This is a genomic window from Micromonospora sp. 4G55 (genome assembly GCF_016803375.1).
In genome coordinates, this window is record NZ_JAEVHN010000080.1 from 1 (window position 1) to 16322 (window position 16322).

At 72.5% G+C, this 16322-nt stretch carries 12 protein-coding genes and 6 pseudogenes; 7 read left to right on the plus strand and 11 right to left on the minus strand.

All coding sequences use genetic code 11. The features are described 5' to 3' along the window. The first annotated feature begins 119 nt into the window (after positions 1 to 119). A pseudogene (ffh, locus tag JNW89_RS09935) lies at positions 120 to 1675 on the plus strand (signal recognition particle protein). A gap of 76 nt (positions 1676 to 1751) precedes the next feature. Here ffh and JNW89_RS09940 read toward each other — a convergent pair. Beyond that, on the minus strand, positions 1752 to 5198 hold the full coding sequence (locus tag JNW89_RS09940) for a S8 family serine peptidase (protein WP_238448667.1): 3447 nt from the start codon (positions 5196 to 5198) through the stop codon (positions 1752 to 1754). A 356-nt stretch (positions 5199 to 5554) separates the two neighbouring features. Here JNW89_RS09940 and JNW89_RS09945 point away from each other — a divergent pair. After that, a pseudogene (locus JNW89_RS09945) lies at positions 5555 to 6018 on the plus strand (amidohydrolase); the annotation flags it as partial. Between the two features lie 212 nt (positions 6019 to 6230). Here the strand turns inward: JNW89_RS09945 and JNW89_RS09950 are convergent. Together JNW89_RS09950 and JNW89_RS09955 are read right to left on the minus strand one after the other, a co-directional pair. Further along, positions 6231 to 6392: a hypothetical protein gene (locus tag JNW89_RS09950; RefSeq protein WP_238448668.1), complete on the minus strand. Its 162-nt coding sequence runs from the start codon at positions 6390 to 6392 to the stop codon at positions 6231 to 6233. Next, on the minus strand, positions 6389 to 6943 hold the full coding sequence (locus JNW89_RS09955) for a 30S ribosomal protein S4 (protein WP_238448669.1): 555 nt from the start codon (positions 6941 to 6943) through the stop codon (positions 6389 to 6391). The genes JNW89_RS09950 and JNW89_RS09955 overlap by 4 nt, the downstream gene beginning before the upstream one ends. 211 nt (positions 6944 to 7154) lie before the next feature. Between JNW89_RS09955 and JNW89_RS09960 the strand changes: the two are divergent. Both JNW89_RS09960 and JNW89_RS09965 read left to right on the plus strand, forming a co-directional pair. Continuing rightward, a pseudogene (locus JNW89_RS09960) lies at positions 7155 to 8233 on the plus strand (amidohydrolase family protein). 343 nt (positions 8234 to 8576) lie between these two features. Continuing rightward, entirely contained in the window at positions 8577 to 9221 is a 645-nt protein-coding gene (locus JNW89_RS09965) for a C39 family peptidase (RefSeq protein ID WP_238448670.1), read from the plus strand. Positions 9222 to 9282: 61 nt separating this feature from the next. Here JNW89_RS09965 and JNW89_RS37305 read toward each other — a convergent pair whose 3' ends face one another. The 4 genes and pseudogenes from JNW89_RS37305 to JNW89_RS09985 all read right to left on the minus strand — a co-directional run. Continuing rightward, positions 9283 to 9471, minus strand: a complete 189-nt coding sequence (locus JNW89_RS37305; RefSeq protein WP_238448676.1) for a hypothetical protein — start codon at positions 9469 to 9471, stop codon at positions 9283 to 9285. 245 nt (positions 9472 to 9716) lie between these two features. Then, positions 9717 to 10019 (minus strand): annotated as a pseudogene (locus tag JNW89_RS38645) (peptidase dimerization domain-containing protein); the annotation flags it as partial. Next, on the minus strand, positions 9901 to 10446 hold the full coding sequence (locus tag JNW89_RS09980) for a M20/M25/M40 family metallo-hydrolase (RefSeq protein WP_305070508.1): 546 nt from the start codon (positions 10444 to 10446) through the stop codon (positions 9901 to 9903). The pseudogene JNW89_RS38645 and the gene JNW89_RS09980, both read right to left, overlap by 119 nt. Next, positions 10446 to 10586, minus strand: a pseudogene (locus JNW89_RS09985) (ectoine/hydroxyectoine ABC transporter ATP-binding protein EhuA); the annotation flags it as partial. The pseudogene JNW89_RS09985 and the gene JNW89_RS09980, both read right to left, overlap by 1 nt. A 283-nt stretch (positions 10587 to 10869) precedes the next feature. On the opposite strand from JNW89_RS09985, the pseudogene JNW89_RS09990 reads away from it, so the two are divergent. Beyond that, positions 10870 to 11196 (plus strand): annotated as a pseudogene (locus tag JNW89_RS09990) (hemerythrin domain-containing protein); the annotation flags it as partial. A gap of 320 nt (positions 11197 to 11516) precedes the next feature. Here the strand turns inward: JNW89_RS09990 and JNW89_RS09995 are convergent. Beyond that, a complete protein-coding gene (locus JNW89_RS09995; protein ID WP_238448674.1) occupies positions 11517 to 11978 on the minus strand; it encodes an Lrp/AsnC family transcriptional regulator in 462 nt (153 codons plus the stop codon). A 169-nt stretch (positions 11979 to 12147) separates the two neighbouring features. On the opposite strand from JNW89_RS09995, the gene JNW89_RS10000 reads away from it, so the two are divergent. After that, a complete protein-coding gene (locus tag JNW89_RS10000) occupies positions 12148 to 12981 on the plus strand; it encodes an SMP-30/gluconolactonase/LRE family protein (RefSeq protein WP_238448675.1) in 834 nt (277 codons plus the stop codon). 51 nt (positions 12982 to 13032) lie between these two features. On the opposite strand, the gene JNW89_RS10005 is transcribed toward JNW89_RS10000, so the two are convergent. The 3 genes from JNW89_RS10005 to JNW89_RS10015 all read right to left on the minus strand — a co-directional run bounded on the left by JNW89_RS10005 (position 13033) and on the right by JNW89_RS10015 (position 14895). After that, the gene (locus JNW89_RS10005) at positions 13033 to 13281 is read right to left on the minus strand and encodes a ferredoxin (RefSeq protein ID WP_238448671.1); all 249 of its coding nucleotides are present in this window, start codon (positions 13279 to 13281) and stop codon (positions 13033 to 13035) included. 43 nt (positions 13282 to 13324) lie between these two features. Then, positions 13325 to 14428 carry a cytochrome P450 gene (locus JNW89_RS10010; RefSeq protein WP_238448672.1) on the minus strand — a complete coding sequence of 368 codons (1104 nt, stop codon included), beginning with the start codon at positions 14426 to 14428 and terminating at the stop codon, positions 13325 to 13327. Positions 14429 to 14724: 296 nt separating this feature from the next. After that, positions 14725 to 14895, minus strand: a complete 171-nt coding sequence (locus JNW89_RS10015) for an antitoxin (RefSeq protein WP_218896802.1) — start codon at positions 14893 to 14895, stop codon at positions 14725 to 14727. 271 nt (positions 14896 to 15166) lie between these two features. Between JNW89_RS10015 and JNW89_RS10020 the strand changes: the two genes are divergently transcribed. Continuing rightward, entirely contained in the window at positions 15167 to 16315 is a 1149-nt protein-coding gene (locus JNW89_RS10020; RefSeq protein ID WP_238448673.1) for an AI-2E family transporter, read from the plus strand. Positions 16316 to 16322 lie beyond the last annotated feature (7 nt).

Below are 16322 nucleotides of genomic sequence, written 5' to 3' on the forward strand. Positions count from 1 at the left end.
GCCGGCGGCGGTGGCCGGGCCGGAGCGCGGGCGCGGGCGGCGGGCTACCCTAGCGGTGGCCGGCTGGTACTTGTCGGTCGCGTTGTGCCCGCCGTAACACTGACAAACGGGATGTTCGCGTGTTTGACACCTTGAGTGACCGCCTGTCCGGGATCTTCACCAAGCTCCGCGGCAAGGGACGGCTCACCGACGCCGACATCGACGCCACCGCGCGCGAGATCCGCATGGCGTTGCTGGAGGCGGACGTCGCGCTGCCCGTGGTCAAGGGCTTCATCGCCAACCTCAAGGAGCGCGCCCGCGGCGCGGAGGTCTCCGAGGCGCTCAACCCGGCGCAGCAGATCGTCAAGATCGTCAACGAGGAGCTGATCAACGTCCTCGGCGGCGAGGGGCGGCGGCTCCAGTTCGCCAAGCAGCCGCCGACCGTGATCATGCTGGCCGGCCTCCAGGGTTCCGGTAAGACCACCCTCGCCGGCAAGCTGGCCCGCTGGCTCAAGGCCCAGGGTCACCAGCCGCTGCTGGTCGCCGCGACCTCCAGCGCCCCAACGCCGTCGGGCAGCTCCAGGTGCTCGGTGGCCGCGCCGGCGTCGAGGTGTACGCCCCGGAGCCCGGCAACGGCACCGGCGACCCGGTGCAGGTCGCGCGCGCCTCGATCGAGCACGCCCGGCGGGCCGCCCGGGACATCGTCATCGTCGACACCGCCGGCCGCCTCGGCATCGACGCCGAGATGATGCAGCAGGCCGCCGACATCCGCGACGCGGTCGACCCGGACGAGGTCATCTTCGTCATCGACGCGATGGTCGGTCAGGACGCGGTCCGCACCGCCGAGGCGTTCCGCGACGGCGTCGGGATCACCGGCGTCGTGCTGTCGAAGCTCGACGGCGACGCCCGCGGTGGCGCCGCGCTCTCCGTCCGGGAGGTCACCGGGCAGCCGATCCTCTTCGCCTCCACCGGCGAGAAGCTGGAGGACTTCGACGTCTTCCACCCCGACCGGATGGCCAGCCGGATCCTCGGCATGGGCGACGTCCTCACTCTGATCGAGCAGGCCGAGCAGGCCTTCGACACCGATCAGAAGGAGAAGATGACCGCCAAGCTGATGGGCGGCGAGCAGTTCACCCTGGAGGACTTCCTCGACCAGCTCATCGCGGTCCGCCGGATGGGCCCGATCGCCAACGTGCTGGCCATGATGCCCGGCATGGGGCAGATGAAGGACCAGCTCGCCGAGCTGGACGACAAGCACTTCGACCGGGTCACCGCGATCATCCGGTCGATGACCCCGGGCGAGCGCACCAACCCGAAGATCATCAACGGCTCCCGCCGGGCCCGCATCGCCACCGGTTCGGGCGTCACCGTGATGGACGTCAACCAGCTGCTCAACCGCTTCGCCGACGCGCAGAAGATGATGAAGCAGATGGGCGGCATGATGGGCCTGCCCGGCGCGGGCCGGCGCAAGGCGACCAAGTCGCCGAAGAACAAGCGCAAGGGCACCAAGGGCGGCGGTCGGCCGCGTACCGGGGCGGGCGCCGGGCTGCCGGGCGGCTTCCCGGGCGGCATGCCGCAGCTGCCGCCGGGGCTGGACCCAGGTGACCTGGCCGGCGGTCAGGGCCTGCCGCCGGGCTTCAAGCCGCCGAAGATCGACTTCAACAAGCTGGGCAAGGGCGACAACCGCCCCCGTTGACGCGCGGCGGTGGCGGCCACCTGCGGCAGGCGTGGGGCCCGGCCGGAGTGCGACCGGGCCCCACGCCACCCCCTGATCAGGACACCAGGTCCGGGCGGTTCGTCACCCGCAGCGCGTTGAGGATCGGCTGGCCGTAGCCCTTGTGCGTCACGAACCGCACGTTGAGCTGGCCGTCGGTTACCCGCACGGTGTACGACCTGGTGAGTGCGGCGAGACTGCCGACCTCACCGGCCACGTCGAGCGACGGCAGCACCTCCTGGCCTTCGACTAGCACGTCGAAGACCCGCTTGTCGGGGGCCTGCCGGCGTACCTCGGCGAAGTCCAGTTCGACGGTGTAGACGCCGTCACCGAGCCCGTCGACGCGGTACTCGTACATCCCCTCCCGCAGGTCGGCGAACCGGGCCGGATCATTGGTCCCGGTGATCGGGCTGCTGGTCGACTGCCGATTGGAGTTGCCCAGGTACCCCGCGCCGCCGGCGGCCCACGGCTGGTCGGGCGACCACGTCTGGCCCTCCACGTCCGTCCGTCCCGCCTGCGCTCCCGCGTTGATCGCCAGGGCGTAGCTCGGCACCACCAGGGTGACCGGGATGACCAGGACGTGCTGGCGGCCGCTGGCCGAGGTGACCCGCACCTTGGCCTTGTGGTAGGTCCCCGGTGCCAGACCGGCGGTGCTGACCGCCACGCCGACGGTGTGTCTGCCGCCGCTGGCCAGCGTGCCGCTGGCGCCGGAGAGGCTCAGCCAGCCGATGTCCTGCGGCACTCCGTCGGCGTTGAGCTCGGTGACCGTGAACTCGGTACCGAGCGCCCCGGTGTTGCTCAGGCCGATCTCCCGGGCCCGGGTCTGCGCCGCCGGGGCGACGACGGCCAGCTCGGTGACCGGGGTGCCGACCCGGGCGGTGCGCAGCGCCGCCGAGCGGACCTCCGTTCCGCCGGCCGCCACCGTGACCGCGGCGTTGGCGCTCTCGTAGTGCTCCTTCTCGACGCTGAGTTCGATTGCGCCGGCCGGGGCCTGGATCAGGTACGAGCCGTCGGCCTCCGTGGTCTCCGTCGCGGTCGCCCCGCCCACCCGGGCGGTTACCGTGGCACCGACCACCGGTTGCCCGTCGTTGCCGTCGGTGACCACACCGGTCAGCACGCCGTTGCGGGTCGTGCGGAACGCGATCGCGGTGCCGTCGGCGACCGCCGCGGTGTTGTACGAGTACTCGAACCCGACGGTGCCGTCGACGTTCTCCAGTCCGATCGTCGCGCCGGTGCCGGCTTCCGGGCCGGTGCCGGCGATGTCCCGGTACCGGTAGGTGATCGAGCCGTCCTCGCCGATGGCCGCGCTGAAGGTCAGTCGCGTCGAGCGGTCGCTGAAGAGGGAGACGTTGCGCCACTCCACCACGAAGGAGCGGTGCGGCTTGACCCCGGTGACGGCGGTGTAGATGCCCGAGTCGGTCTCCACGTAGAGGTCGTCCCAGAACGGGAAGAGCGCGAGGTTCGGGTTGGTGGTGTTCGGCAGGGCGGTGTTGGCGCGGCTGGTCGACGAGGTGCCGAAGCCGAGCACGCCGTTGGTGCTCACCCAGGCGTCCCGGTACGACCTGCCGTAGAGCGGCACCCGGAAGGGCAGCGTGACGGCGCTGGTCCGGTCGTCCCCGGTCAACGGCATCAGCTCCGTGCCGCTGACGAAGGAACCGCCGGCCGCGCCGCAGGCGTAACCGAAGGCGTCCACCCGGTCGGGCATGCCGACGTCCAGGACGGTGTCCGCGTTCACCGTCGCCGGGCGGGTCACCACGTCGGCGCAGCGGTAGGCGTGGGCGAAGCGGACGTCGTACTGACCGTGCGGCACCCTCACCTGGTAGCGACCCTGCGCGTCCGCGGTCGCGGACAGCGGGGTGCCGAGGATGGTGACGCTCGCGCCGCCGGCCGGACCGGCCGAGGTGGTCACCGTGCCGCTGAGCGTGGCCGACGGGGCCTGCTCGACGGTGATGTCCGCCTCGACGGACTGGTTCTCGGTGACCGTCACCGACCTCGTCGCCGTCAGGTAGCCGAACTTGCTGACCGAGACGGTGTAGTCGCCGACCATCAACCGGTCGAACCCGTACGACCCGTCGGCGGCGGTGGTGGTGGTCCGGCCCATCGGGCCGGTGACCGTCACGCTGGCCCCGGCCAGCGCGTTCCCGCCCGAGGTGACCTGGCCGCCGAGCGCGCCGAGCGCGCCCCGGGGGGTGGCGCTGACCGCTGCGTACGCGTCGAGCCGACCCTCGCCGAAGACGTTGTTGTCGTCCACCGTCCCACCGCAGGTGACGGCGTTGACGTCGATGGCGGTGTCGTCCAGGATGCGCCTGGTCTCGGTGATGTCACCCTGGATGGCCGGCGAGGCCGACCACATCAGCGCCACAGTCGCCGCGGTGTGCGGCGAGGCCATGGAGGTACCGCTGAAGGACGCGTAGCCCCCTGGCACGGACGAGCGGACGTTGGCGCCCGGCGCGGCGATGTTCGGCTTGATGTCGCCGTTCTCGCCGGAGCCCCGGCTGGAGAAGCTCGCGATCGCGTTGTTCACGTCGAACGCGCCGGAGCTGTAGCTGATGGTGTACGACCCGGGGCTGCCGGAGGTGTTGCAGCTCGGGCCGCTGTTGCCGTTAGAGAAGGCCGGGAAGATGCCGGCGGCCAGCCACGACGAGACGGTCTGGGTGTACCACGGGTCGTAGGCGCTGGAGCCCCAGGAGTTGTTCACGACGTCGGGGGCGAGGTCGGGGCGCGGGTTGGCGCCGTTGAGGTCGGTGGGGGCGACGATCCACTGGCCGGCGGCGAGCAGCGATGCCCGCGAGCAGCTGGTGGTCTCGCAGCCCTTGGCGGCGATCCACTTCGCCCCTGGGGCCACGCCGATCACGTTCGCGCCGTCCGCGCCGACCATCGTGCCCATCGTGTGCGTGCCGTGGTCGTTGTTGTCGCACGGTGCCGCGGTGGGGCAGACGTCGGCCGGGTCGAACCAGTTGTAGTTGTGGTTGGTCGTTCCATCACCGTTGCGGCCCCGGTAGCTGGCCGCAACGGCCGGGTGGGTGGCGTCCACCCCGCTGTCGATGTTTGCCACCACGATGCCCTCACCGCGTACGCCCAGCTCGTTCCACACCCGGGGGGCGCCGATGCGGTCGATGTTCCACTCCACCGCGTCGGTGCTGGGGACGACCTCGCCGGGCAGTGGTTCGGGGATGTGTACCGGGTCGTCCGCGAGGATCTCGGCGACGTCGGAGCGTACGGCGATGTCGCCGAGCAGGTCGGCGTCACCGGTCACCTTGATCGTGTTGGCCAGCCAGAAGGGGGTGAAGTCGGCGCCCCGCGTGGCGAGCATCGAGCGCAGGCCGGCCTGGCTGCGGTTGGCGTGCTCGGTCTTGATCCGGTAGACGTGTGCGGCCTTGTCGGCCTTGTGGCGGAGTTTGGCCGCGCCGGACAGATTGGCCTTGCTGTCCAGGAAGACCCAGAAACTTGACTTGCCGTCCTTGGCCAGCTGGCTGGTGACCTTCTTGTCGACCTTCGTGGCCACCGCCTGGGCTTCGGCCTTTTCGGAAGTCTGATCGGGGCGGCGGCGGCGGGTGGTGCGCCGGCGCCGATCGGGAGTAGGAGACCGGCCGCCAGGCCGGCCGCTGCCGTACGCCATCGTCGTGATGCCACTGTCTCGACGCTCCTTTGTGAGGCGAAACTGTGCGAGCCCTGAGGTGCGGGCGCTTTCGCAGCATCCTGGCGACGAAGGATCTTTTCATCAAGGCATGCTTAAATAAATAAATCTGTCAATCAACTGTTCGTCTCTTAGCGTGCTCTCCCAACTACCGTGCGGAATCGGGATGTCGGGGCGACTCGGCCCTGGGCAGCCGGGAAGCTTGATCGGGGGACCGCTCTGACCTGCAGACGGAGGACGGATGCCCGGGCAGATCCGCGGCGTGGCCGCCGGACGACGAGGTTCGGGTTTCTGTGGCTGGTCGGCGACCGGGTCACCCTTCGAACCAGTGCCCGACGCGCAGGCCGTCGTGTACGGCGGGTTGGTGCTGCCCCGGCCTGATCGATGCGCGCTGCCACAGCGCATCACTCCCGGCGGCGCCTCGATCAGCTCGCGCGACGAGGCCCGCGAGCTGGCCCGTACCGATCGGGACGCGGGGGTGCTCGCCATCCGGGACGGCGGCTTGCCGTTGCCGTACCCGGAACTCGACGACGAGCCGGATCTGCCGCGACTGGCCCGGGCCGGGCGGCACGTCGCCCCGCCGGAGGTTTACCTGCGCGACATCGGAGTGGAGGTCGGCGCGGCGGAGGTGGCCGCGACGGTGATGGCGCAGGCCGCCGCCGGCAACGGCTGGGTGGCGGTGGTCGGCGGCTTGCAGCTGCTCAACCGCTCTGCCGACAAGAAGATGATGAAGCAGATGCGGGCGTTACAGGGGACTGCCCAGGTGGTGGCCGGCGCAAGGCGAGCACGTCGCCGAAGAACAAGCGCGAGGGCACGAAGGGTGGCGGCCGGCCCCCGTCGCCGGCACCCGGCCCCCGTCGGGTCGGCCGGGTGGCGGTCGGTACCGCCACCCGGCGCGCGTCACCGGTCCGGCGACCGCTTCGGTGGACGCTGACCCGACAGGCTCGCCCGCCGCGCCTCCTTGTGTTCGGCGCGGCGCCGCTGCCGCGGCGTCAGCTCCGGCCGGCCACTCTGCCGCAGGTAGTTGGGCACCCGTCGGTCGTTCGGAATGGGCATGCTCATCGCGCGACCTCCTCGTCGGGGTGGACGGCGAGGGGGATGTCCCGCAGCACGGGCACCTCCTGCCGTTGCGGCTCCCGGGTCAGTTTCGCGGTGAGCCGCTCCGAGCTGATCTCCAGGTACGGCGGCGCGTCGCCCTCGGCGTGCTCCGCCACGGCGATCGCCACCGGCGCGCGGCACTGCCGGTCCGGGCGCACCTGGATGGTCTGCCCCGGCTGGACCAGGTACGACGGCCGGTTGACCTTGCCACCGTCGACGGTGAAGGTGTTGATGGGCGTACGAGGATCCCGCGCCGCGTCGACCGAGGGCGCGAAGCCGGCCCGGTGCACCAGCGCGTCGATCCGCTGTTCCAACTGCCCGACCAGGTTCTCCGTCGCGTCGCCCGGCTGCCGGCCGGCCGTCACCACCGCGCGGGCCAGCTGCCGCATGCGCAGCTCGTACGCCGCCCGGACCTGCCGCTGGTCGTTGTCGCTGAGCTGGAACCCGCGCGGGGCGCGCCGCGGGCCGCCGCGGACGCCATCGGGTGCCGCTGGCGACGCATCAGGTAGCCCCACGCCGGGTGCAGCGGGAACTCGTCCGTGGGCGAGGGACGTACCGTCGTCCGGACAGCCATCTTTCCTCCCTGACCTCTCGGGTTCCGACCACCGTCCACCGGCGCCGGGTGAGGCCGCCCCCACCCCATCCGGGTGAGCCTGCGGGGGTGACCGCCGGGGCGGCTCCGGCCCGGCGCGGCACGGCGGCGGGTGATCCGGTAGGACTGTGCACATGGCTCTGCATGTGCGCGGTGTGCTCCTGCCCGACGACGAGGTCCGGGATCTCTGGCTGGTCGCGACCGGGTCACCTTCGAACCGGTGCCGGGCGCCGAGACCGTGGTGGACGGCGGGTACGTACTGCCTGGACTGGTCGACGCGCACTGCCACATCGGCATCGCCCGGGGCGGCGCCCCGATCACGTCGGTCGACCAGGCTCGCGAGCTGGCCCGGATCGACCGGGACGCCGGGGTGCTCGCCATCCGGGACGCCGGCTCGCCGTACCCGTACCCGGAACTCGACGACGAGCCGGACCTGCCGCGACTGGCCCGCGCCGGGCGGCACGTCGCCCCGCCGAAGCGCTACCTGCGCGACATCGGCGTGGAGGTCGGCGCGGCCGAGGTGGCCGCGACGGTGGCGGCCCAGGCCGCCGCCGGCAACGGCTGGGTCAAGCTGGTCGGCGACTGGATCGACCGGGGCGTCGGCGACCTGGCGCCGTCCTGGGACGCCGACACGATGACCGCGGCCGTCGCGGCCGCGCACGCCGCCGGGGCCCGGGCCGCCGTGCACACCTTCTCCGAGTCGGCGGTGGAGATCATGGTGCGCGCCGGGGTGGATTCGGTGGAGCACGGCACCGGCCTCAGCCTCGACCTGATCGACCTGATGGCCCGGCAGGGCACCGCGCTGATCCCCACGATGATCAACATTCGGACCTTCGGCGGCATCGCCGACCAGGCCCGGGCCAAGTTCCCCGGGTACGCCGACCACATGCTCACCCTGCGCGACCGCTTCCCGGAGGTGGTCCGGGCCGCGTACGAGGCCGGCGTGCCGATCTACGTCGGCACCGACGCGGGCGGCGGCATCGACCACGGGCTGGCCGCCGAGGAGATGCTCCTCCTGCACGAGCAGGCCGGCATGTCCGCCACGGACGTCCTCGCCGCCGCCTCCTGGGGCGCCCGCGCCTGGCTCGGCTTCCCCGGCCTGGTCGAGGGCGGCCTCGCCGACCTCACCGTCTACCCCGAGGACCCCCGCCGGGACCTGCGCGTGGTCCGCACCCCCTCCCGCACCATCCTCCGCGGCCACCTCCTCCCCTGAACCCCGCCCCGCCCGGCGCGCACTTTCACGGAAAGAGTGCCTATTCGAGGCCGGATAGCCACTCTTTTCGTGAAACTGCGCGCTCCGGGGGCGGTGCGAGGTCTGTCGGGGTCGGGGGTGAGGGGCGACACGGGGGAGGCGGAATCAGCGGGTGTGGCCGGCGGTTGGATTCTGCGTACGACCGTGGGTGGGCCGGAGACGGGTTTCGCCGGCGGTCGTCGCGTTTCTGGTGAGGGCGCGGGCCGAGGGAGCCCGCGTCTCGTGATGAGCCGAGCGCCTTTCCCGGTGCTTGCGTCCGGGTCCGTACGACCGGGCGGCAAACCCCCCGAATGGAGCTTCGACCATGAAGACGATCTTCCGTAACGGCATGCTCTCCGTCGCCGGTCTGGTGATGACCGGTGGCGCGATCGTCGGCCCCGCCGTGGCAGCGCAGGCCGCGCCGGCCGGTGCGGCGCCGGCGTCCGTGGTGTCCGAGAAGGGCAAGGACAAGGGCCGCGTCGGCTACGAGTACCAGGCCCAGCCGAACTTCTACTACTGCGGCCCGACCTCGACAGGGATGGCCCTGTCCGCCGCAGCGGGCCAGTCCATCAGCCTGGACGAGCTGGCCGAGAAGCTGGGCACCACCGAGAACGGCACCGACTCGGCGTTCGACGTCACCCGGGTGCTGAACGAGTACACCCACGGCAAGTACAAGACCACGGAGCTCAGCACGGACGTCGCCTCGAAGGAGCAGATCGAGCGGCTCCGGGCGGACGTCAAGGCTGCGGTGGCCGCGGGTGACCCGGTCGTCGCCAACGTCCTCGGCAACGCGGTCGACGTCGACGGCAACGAGCGTGGCTTCCCGGGTCACTACGTGACCGTGGTGGAGTACAAGGACGACGGCAACACCGTCAAGATCGCCGACCCGGCCGCGCCGGACGTCCAGGAGTACTGGATGGACGTGGCCGAGCTGGCCAACTGGATCGCGGGCCGCGGTTACAGCTCCTGATCCCGATCTGATCGACCGAGGGCCGGTCTCCCCGACAAGGGAGGCCGGCCCTCGTCGCTGTTCAGCGGCGGGCCACCTCGTCGATCAGCCCGGCCAGCAGCGCCACCCGGGGCACCACGGAGTCCATGTCCAGCCACTCGGCGGGGCTGTGGTCGTCGCCGCCCACCGGGCCGAGCCCGTCCAGCACGGTCGCGCCCGCCTCGGCCAGCAGGTTCGCGTCGGCGCAGCCGCCGGTGGCGGTGTGCGACACGGGCAGACCGAGGCCCGCGCCGACCTTTCCGGCCAGCTCGGCCAGCCAGCCGCTGCTCGGGCCCGGGCTCCCACGGCGGGGTGGGCGCGTGCACGGCCAGCTCGGCGCGTACCCCGGGGACGGCCGGCTCGGCGACCAGCCGGCGGATCTCGGCGAGCGCGGCGGCCGTACTCCCCGGTGTGCCCGGCGCGCAGGTCGACCAGCATCCGGGCCCGGTCGGCGACCACGTTGGGCCGGCCGCCGGCGTCCAGCACGCCGACGTTGACGGTGACCCCGGGCCAGCGGCCGTTCAACGCGTCCAGCGCGACGGTCAGGCGGGCGGCGGCGAGCAGCGCGTTCGCCCCGCGCTCGGGCTCGATGCCGGCGTGCGCGGCCCGGCCCCGCAGCACGATCTCCAGGTCCGCGACGCCCTTGCGCGCCGACACCAGGTCACCGTTGTCGCGCGCGCATTCCAGGCAGAGGGCCACGTCGGTCTCCGACCCGAGGGTACGCAGCAGCGGCCGGCTCCCCGGCGAGCCGATCTCCTCGTCCGGGGTGCAGACCAGCACCAGCTCGCCGTACTCCTCGCGGCCGAGCGCGATCAGCACCTCGACGGCGGCGAGCCCGGCTGAGCAGGCCGCCCTTGTCGTCACAGACCCCCGGCCCGTACGCCCGGCCGTCGTGCACCCGGAACGGCCGGGTGGCGGCCGTGCCGGGTGGGAAGACGGTGTCGAGATGGCCGGCGAGCAGGATGCGGCGCTCTCCCCGGCCCCGCCGCCGGGCGACGAGCACGTCACCGAGCGGCGAGCCGGACGGGTCGGCGACGGGTTCCCGCTCGACCGCGAGCCCGGCCGCCAGGCACCACGTCTGCACCAGGTCGGCCGCCTCGCGCAACCCGTCGACCTGACCGGAACCGGAGTCGACGGCGACGAGTTGGGCCAACCGCTCGTGGTACGCCCCGAGCCGGTCCCCGGCCGTGGTGAGCAGTGGATCCATCAGAGCACCTTCTCCAGGAAGGCACGGGTGCGCTCGTGGCGCGGGTCGCCCAGCACCTCGGCCGGCGTCCCCGACTCCACCACCACGCCCCCGTCGAGGAAGGCGACGCTGTCGGCGACCTCGCGGGCGAAGCCCATCTCACGACGCGAGCAACGCCCGGGCCACCCGCCGCTCGGCGGGGCTGCACTCGCCGAGCCGCTGGCGGATCAGCGCGGCGACACCGACACCGTGCGGCTCTTCATCGGGGTTCGAGACTGCTCCTCACTGGAGACCGTGAGGGCGGGCCGGGGAGAAGCGTACGCCCGCGGTGCCGGCGCGACAACGGGCGTTCCGTACCGGATCCGCCGGAGGAGATTCGGTCGGCGGCAAAGGGGTACCAGCCCCCCAACCGACCGTCCGCAACCGGTAAGGGGCACCCAGAACATGAGCCATCACGAGAAAAGCCACCAGGACGTCGTGGACGTACTGACGGCCGACCACCGCGAGGTCGAGGCGATCTTCGTCGAGCTGGAGAGCCGCCGGGGCACGCCGGAGCACCGCCGCCAGCTCGCCGACGTGGTGATCGCCGAGCTGGTCCGGCATTCCGTCGCCGAGGAGGCGTACGTCTACCCGGCCGCCCGCAAGGCGCTGCCGGACGGCAAGCAGGTCGCCGAGCACGAGATCTCCGAGCACGCCGAGGCCGAGCGGACCATGAAGGAGCTGGAGTCCGTCGACCCCTCCGACCCGCGCTTCGACGAGTTGCTCGCCCACCTGACCGGCACGATCCGGCACCACATCGAGGACGAGGAGGCCGACCTCTTCCCGCGCCTGCGGGCCGCGGTGGCGCGCGAGGAGCTGGTCGAGCTGGCCGGCAAGGTGCAGGCGGCGAAGAAGACCGCGCCGACGCGGCCCCACCCGGCCGCCCCGGACCACCCGCCGGCGAACAAGCTGCTCGCCCCCGGCGCGGTCTGGTGGACCGGATGCGCGACGCGCTCAGCGACCGGCCGACCTCGATGGCGGAGCTGCGCGAGCACAAGTGACCCGATCGTCCTCGCGACGCCACGCCCATCGGGGCGGGGCCGTCGCGTCGGTCAGGGGGCGGCCGTCGGCGGGCGGGGATCGAGTGGGCGTTCGAAGAACGTCTCCAGCACGACGATGGTCCGGGTGCCGGTGACCCCCTCGACGCCGAAGAGCCGGCGGAGGCTGGCCTGGAGCTGTTCCGGGGTGCCGACGCGGATCTTCACGAGCACCGAGGCGGGGCCGGCCACCACGTGCGCCTCCTCCACCTCGGGCAGGGCGGCCAGGGCCTCGTGGGTGGACCGGTCCCCCATCCAGGCGTTCGCCTCGACCATCACGAAGGCCAGCACGCCCCGACCCACCGCCGTTGGGTCGACGTCCACCGTCGTACGCCGGATGACCCCCTGCTCCCGCAGCTTGCGGACCCGCTCGTGCGCCGCCCCGGTGGAGAGCCCGACCGTCGCGGCGAGCGCGGCGTACGACTGGGTGGCGTCCCGTTGCAGGGCCGCCAGCAACTCGCGGTCGATGTCGTCCACCGCGCCTCCTCGAATGCAATCCGGCCGAATCGTGAGCTGACCGACTGTGGTTCGGTCATGTTAGCGTCATGCCGAACGCGATCACAGGGGGTGGCAGGCGGTGGACAGGTTCAGGACCCGGTTCGAGGTGTGCGACGAGCGGTTCCGGCGGGTCAACGGCGACGAGTGGATGGAGTGCCTGTGGACCGGCGGGCGGTGGCTGGAGGGGCCCGCCTGGTTTCCCGCCGGGCGGTACCTGCTCTTCAGCGACATCCCCAACGACCGGGTGCTGCGCTGGGACGAGACCACCGGCGCGGTGGGCGTGTTCCGGCACAGCGCCGGGTACGCCAACGGGCACACCGTCGACCGGAGCGGCCGGCTGCTGAGCTGCGAGCAGGGCAACCGTCGGGTCACCCGCACCGAGCCGGACGGCTCCGACACCGTCCTGGCCGACCGGTGGCGCGGCAAGCGGCTGAACAGCCCGAACGACGTGGTCGAGCACTCCGACGGGTCGATCTGGTTCACCGACCCGAGCTACGGCATCGACAGCGACTACGAGGGCAACCGGGGCGAGTCGGAGATCGGCGGCAACCACGTCTACCGCATCGACCCGACCAGCGGGGAGGTGCACCTGGTCGCCGACGACTTCGGGCAACCCAACGGCCTGACCTTCAGCGCCGACGAGTCCGCCCTGTACGTGGTCGACACCCGGCGCAAGCACCTGCGCCGCTTCGCCGTCCGCGACGACGGCACGCTCGCCGGGGGCGAGGTCTTCGCCACCTGCGACGCCGGCTCCTTCGACGGCGTACGCCTGGACGACGCCGGCCGGGTCTGGGTGGCCGCGCACGACGGCCTGCACTGCTTCGACCCGGACGGCACCCTCCTCGGCAAGCTGCACATGCCGGAGGTGGTCGCCAACTTCACCTTCGCCGGGCCGAAGCGCAACCACCTCTACCTCTGCGCCTCCAGTTCGCTCTACACGCTGCGGGTCAACGTCAGCGGCGTCCGCTACCCGGGCTGGTGACCGGCCGGCGTCCGGGTGGCCGGTCCCGCCGGCCACCCGGGCGCGCCGGGCTCACGGCTCCGGCGCGATCCGACTCCCCTCGGCGTCGGACACGATGATGGCCTCCATCGGGCACGACTCGGCGGCGTCCAGCACCTCATCCGTTGGGGCGATCCGCTCGGCCAGCGGGCGGGAGAGCCCGTCCACCAGCACGAAGTGGGCGGGCGCGGCTCCCGCGCAGATCCCCGATCCGATGCACCGGGTCGGGTCGACGAAGACCCGCCAGCGCGCGGCGTCGCCCGCCGCGCTCCCGGCGCTCACCGGCGCCGCCGGCCGGCCGCCACCGCCGCTCCCCGCTCCCCGCTCACCAGGACACCGGCATCGCGGTCAGGCCCCGGACCAGCAGGCCGCTCTTCCACGTCAGCTCCGACTCCGGCACCGCCAGCCGCAGACCCGGGGTACGCCGCAGCAGGGTCTCCAGCACCACTTGGAGTTCCATCCGGGCCAGTTGCGCGCCGACGCAGTGGTGCACGCCGTGGCCGAACCCGACGTGCGGATTGACCTCCCGGCCCAGGTCCAGCCGGTCGGGATCGGCGAAGACCCGCTCGTCCCGGTTGGCCGAGTGGATCGACACGACCACCGGCTCGCCGGCCCGGACCAGCTCGCCGCCGAGTTCGACGTCCTCCAGGGCGTACCGGGGGAAGGCGGCGGTCGCGCCGAGCGGGATGAAACGCATCAGCTCCTCGACCGCCGTCGGCACCAGGGCCGGGTCGGCCCGTAGCCGCTCCCAGCCGTCCGGCTCGGTCAGCAGGACGTACACCATGTTGGGGATCTGGGTCACGGTGGTCTCGTGGCCGGCGGCGAGCAGGCCGGCGGCCAGCCGGACGACCTCCTCCTCGCTGAGTCGGTCGGCGTGCTCGTCCCGGGCCCGGACCATCGCGCCGATCAGGTCGTCCGTCGGTGCGGTACGCCGCTGGGCGATCAGCCCGGCCATGTACCCCAGCAGCTGCTCGACGTAGCTCTCGGCCACCTCGGGCGGCAGCGAGGTGGTCGACACGATCGCCTCCGACCAGGTGTGGAAGCGGTCCTGGTCGGTGACCGGCACCCCGAGCAGGTCGCAGATCACCCGGATCGGCAGCGGGGTGGCCAGGTGGGCGACGAGGTCGGCCGGCGGCCCGGCGGCGACCATGGCCCCGACCAGCTCCTCGGCGACCGCCCGGGTACGCGGGCGCAGCTCCTCCACCCGGCGGGCGGTGAACGCCTTCGCCACCAGCCGGCGCAACCGGGTGTGCTCCGGCGGGTCCATCTGGAGGATGCCCGTGTCGGTCTGTCGTGGACTGTTGCGGGGCTCGTCGCGGCCCACCGAGGCGGCCCGGCTGAACCGGGGGTCACCGAGCACGGTCCGGACGTCGGCGTGCCGGGTGGCCAGCCAGGCGGGCTCGCCGAACGGCATCCGGATCCGGGTCAACGGCTGCTCCTGACGCAGCCGGGCGTAGCGGGGGTCGATGTCGAGCTGGTGGGGGTCGCTGAACGGGTAGGGCTGTGGGACTGGTCGGCTGGGCAGTCTCGGTCACCGGGGGTGGCTCCCTCTGGTCCGCGGCCCGCCGCGCCGGGCGGGGCCGGTCCGCTCCGCACGACTCCACGGTGAGTCATGCCACGACTGCGGATCGTAGCGAGCCCGGTCGATGCTGACCAGACCGTGCCCCTCCCCGGACACGCCGCTGCCGGACCACCCGAGGGCGGTCCGGCAGCGGAAACGCGAGGTCAGCGGTCCTGGTCGCCCTCACCCGTGCGCGCCTGCGCCATGTCGACGGCCTTGTCGGTCTGCTCGTCGTACTTGCCGCCGGTGCGCTGGTCGGCGGCTTCGCCGGCCTTGTCCAGTCCCTGGTCGACCTGCTTGTCGTGCTTATCGGCCATGTCCTTGGCCTTGTCCATGAAGTCACTCACCACGTTCCTCCTCGCTCGGTACCTGCTGCGTTCCCTCCGGTTCCGGCCGCAAACACCCCGGCCCCCGTCGTGCGCCCACGTCACCTCGGCCGCAGTGGCCGGCGTGGGCGAGGCTTTCTCGCCGGCGCTGCCCGACGGCAGTCCCAGGGCCGGGACTGTCCAGAGCGGAACCACGTGCCCGGGGCGGCGTTGATCCACGGACGGGTGTCGGAGCGCGGCCGTACGGGTATCGATCCCGCCGAGACCGAGGAGGATCGACGTGGACGAGGACGGTGCCGGGCGTACGCCCGAGGTGACGGCGGCCGGCGGCCGGCCGGCGCCACGGCAGGCCTGGGCGGCGCTGCCCTGGCTGGTCCGCACGGCGGTGGTGTGGAGCGCCTGCCTGGTGGTCGTGGTGTTCGCGCTCTACCTGCTGGGTCGGGTGGCGGTGCTGCTGGCGCCGTTGGCGATTGCCGTGGCGGTCACGCTGTTCCTCACCGCGCTGCTCGATCCGGTGCTGCTCGGCCTGCGCCGGCTGCGGGTGCCGCCCGCGCTGGCGGCGCTGCTGTCGCTCCTGCTGCTGCTGGGCGTCCTGGTCGGGGTCGGCGTGCTGGTGTGGAACCTGACCGCCGCCCAGTTCAGCGAGCTGAGCGAGGAACTCGGCGAGGGCGTCCAGCGCAGCCGGGACTTCGTCACCTCCACCCTGCCGGTCAGCGACGCGCAGCTGGACAAGCTGATCCAGCAGGTGCGCTCCGGCGTCGGCGGGGGCTTCGACCCGGTCGGCAAGGCCCGGACGGTAGCCGAGGTGGCCGGTTCCGCCCTGCTCGCCCTGGTGCTGCTCTTCTTCCTGCTCAAGGACGGCCGGACGATGTGGCAGTGGGTGCTGCGCCGGACGACCGGCCCGAACCGCGAGCTGACCGCCGAGGCCGGCCGGGCCGGCTGGCAGACCCTCGGCGCGTACAGCCGGGGGACGATGATCATCGCGGCGATCGACGCGATCGGCATCGGGCTGTCCCTGGTGCTGCTGCGGGTGCCGCTCGCCCTGCCGTTGGCGCTGATCACCTTCTTCGGCGGCTTCGTGCCGATCATCGGCGCCACGGTCGCGGGTACGGTAGCCGTGCTGGTGGCGCTGGCCGCCAAGGGTCCGACGACGGCACTGCTGGTGCTGGTCGCGGTGATCGCCGTCCAGCAGATCGAAGGCAACCTGCTGGAGCCGCTGATCATGAAGCGGCAGGTGCAGCTCCACCCGGCGGTGATCCTGGTGGTGGTCACCGCCGGCACGCTGATCGCCGGGGTCGCCGGCGCCTTCGTCTCGGTGCCAATCGCCGCCGTCGCCTACCGGGTCGTCGACACCGTCCAGCACCACCGCGAACGGATCGCCACCACCCGTCCGTCCCCGCGCCCCTCCCCGCCACCAACCCCCGCCTGACCCCCTA

What these genes read in the sequence shown, in the direction of transcription:
- JNW89_RS09965 (WP_238448670.1), top strand. Translation starts at nt 8,577, where the DNA reads ATGAAGACGATCTTCCGTAACGGCATGCTCTCCGTCGCCGGTCTGGTG.
- JNW89_RS10000 (WP_238448675.1), top strand. Translation starts at nt 12,148, where the DNA reads ATGGAGTGCCTGTGGACCGGCGGGCGGTGGCTGGAGGGGCCCGCCTGG.
- JNW89_RS09950 (WP_238448668.1), bottom strand. Translation starts at nt 6,392, where the DNA reads ATGAGCATGCCCATTCCGAACGACCGACGGGTGCCCAACTACCTGCGG.
- JNW89_RS10015 (WP_218896802.1), bottom strand. Translation starts at nt 14,895, where the DNA reads ATGGACAAGGCCAAGGACATGGCCGATAAGCACGACAAGCAGGTCGAC.
- JNW89_RS09980 (WP_305070508.1), bottom strand. Translation starts at nt 10,446, where the DNA reads ATGGATCCACTGCTCACCACGGCCGGGGACCGGCTCGGGGCGTACCAC.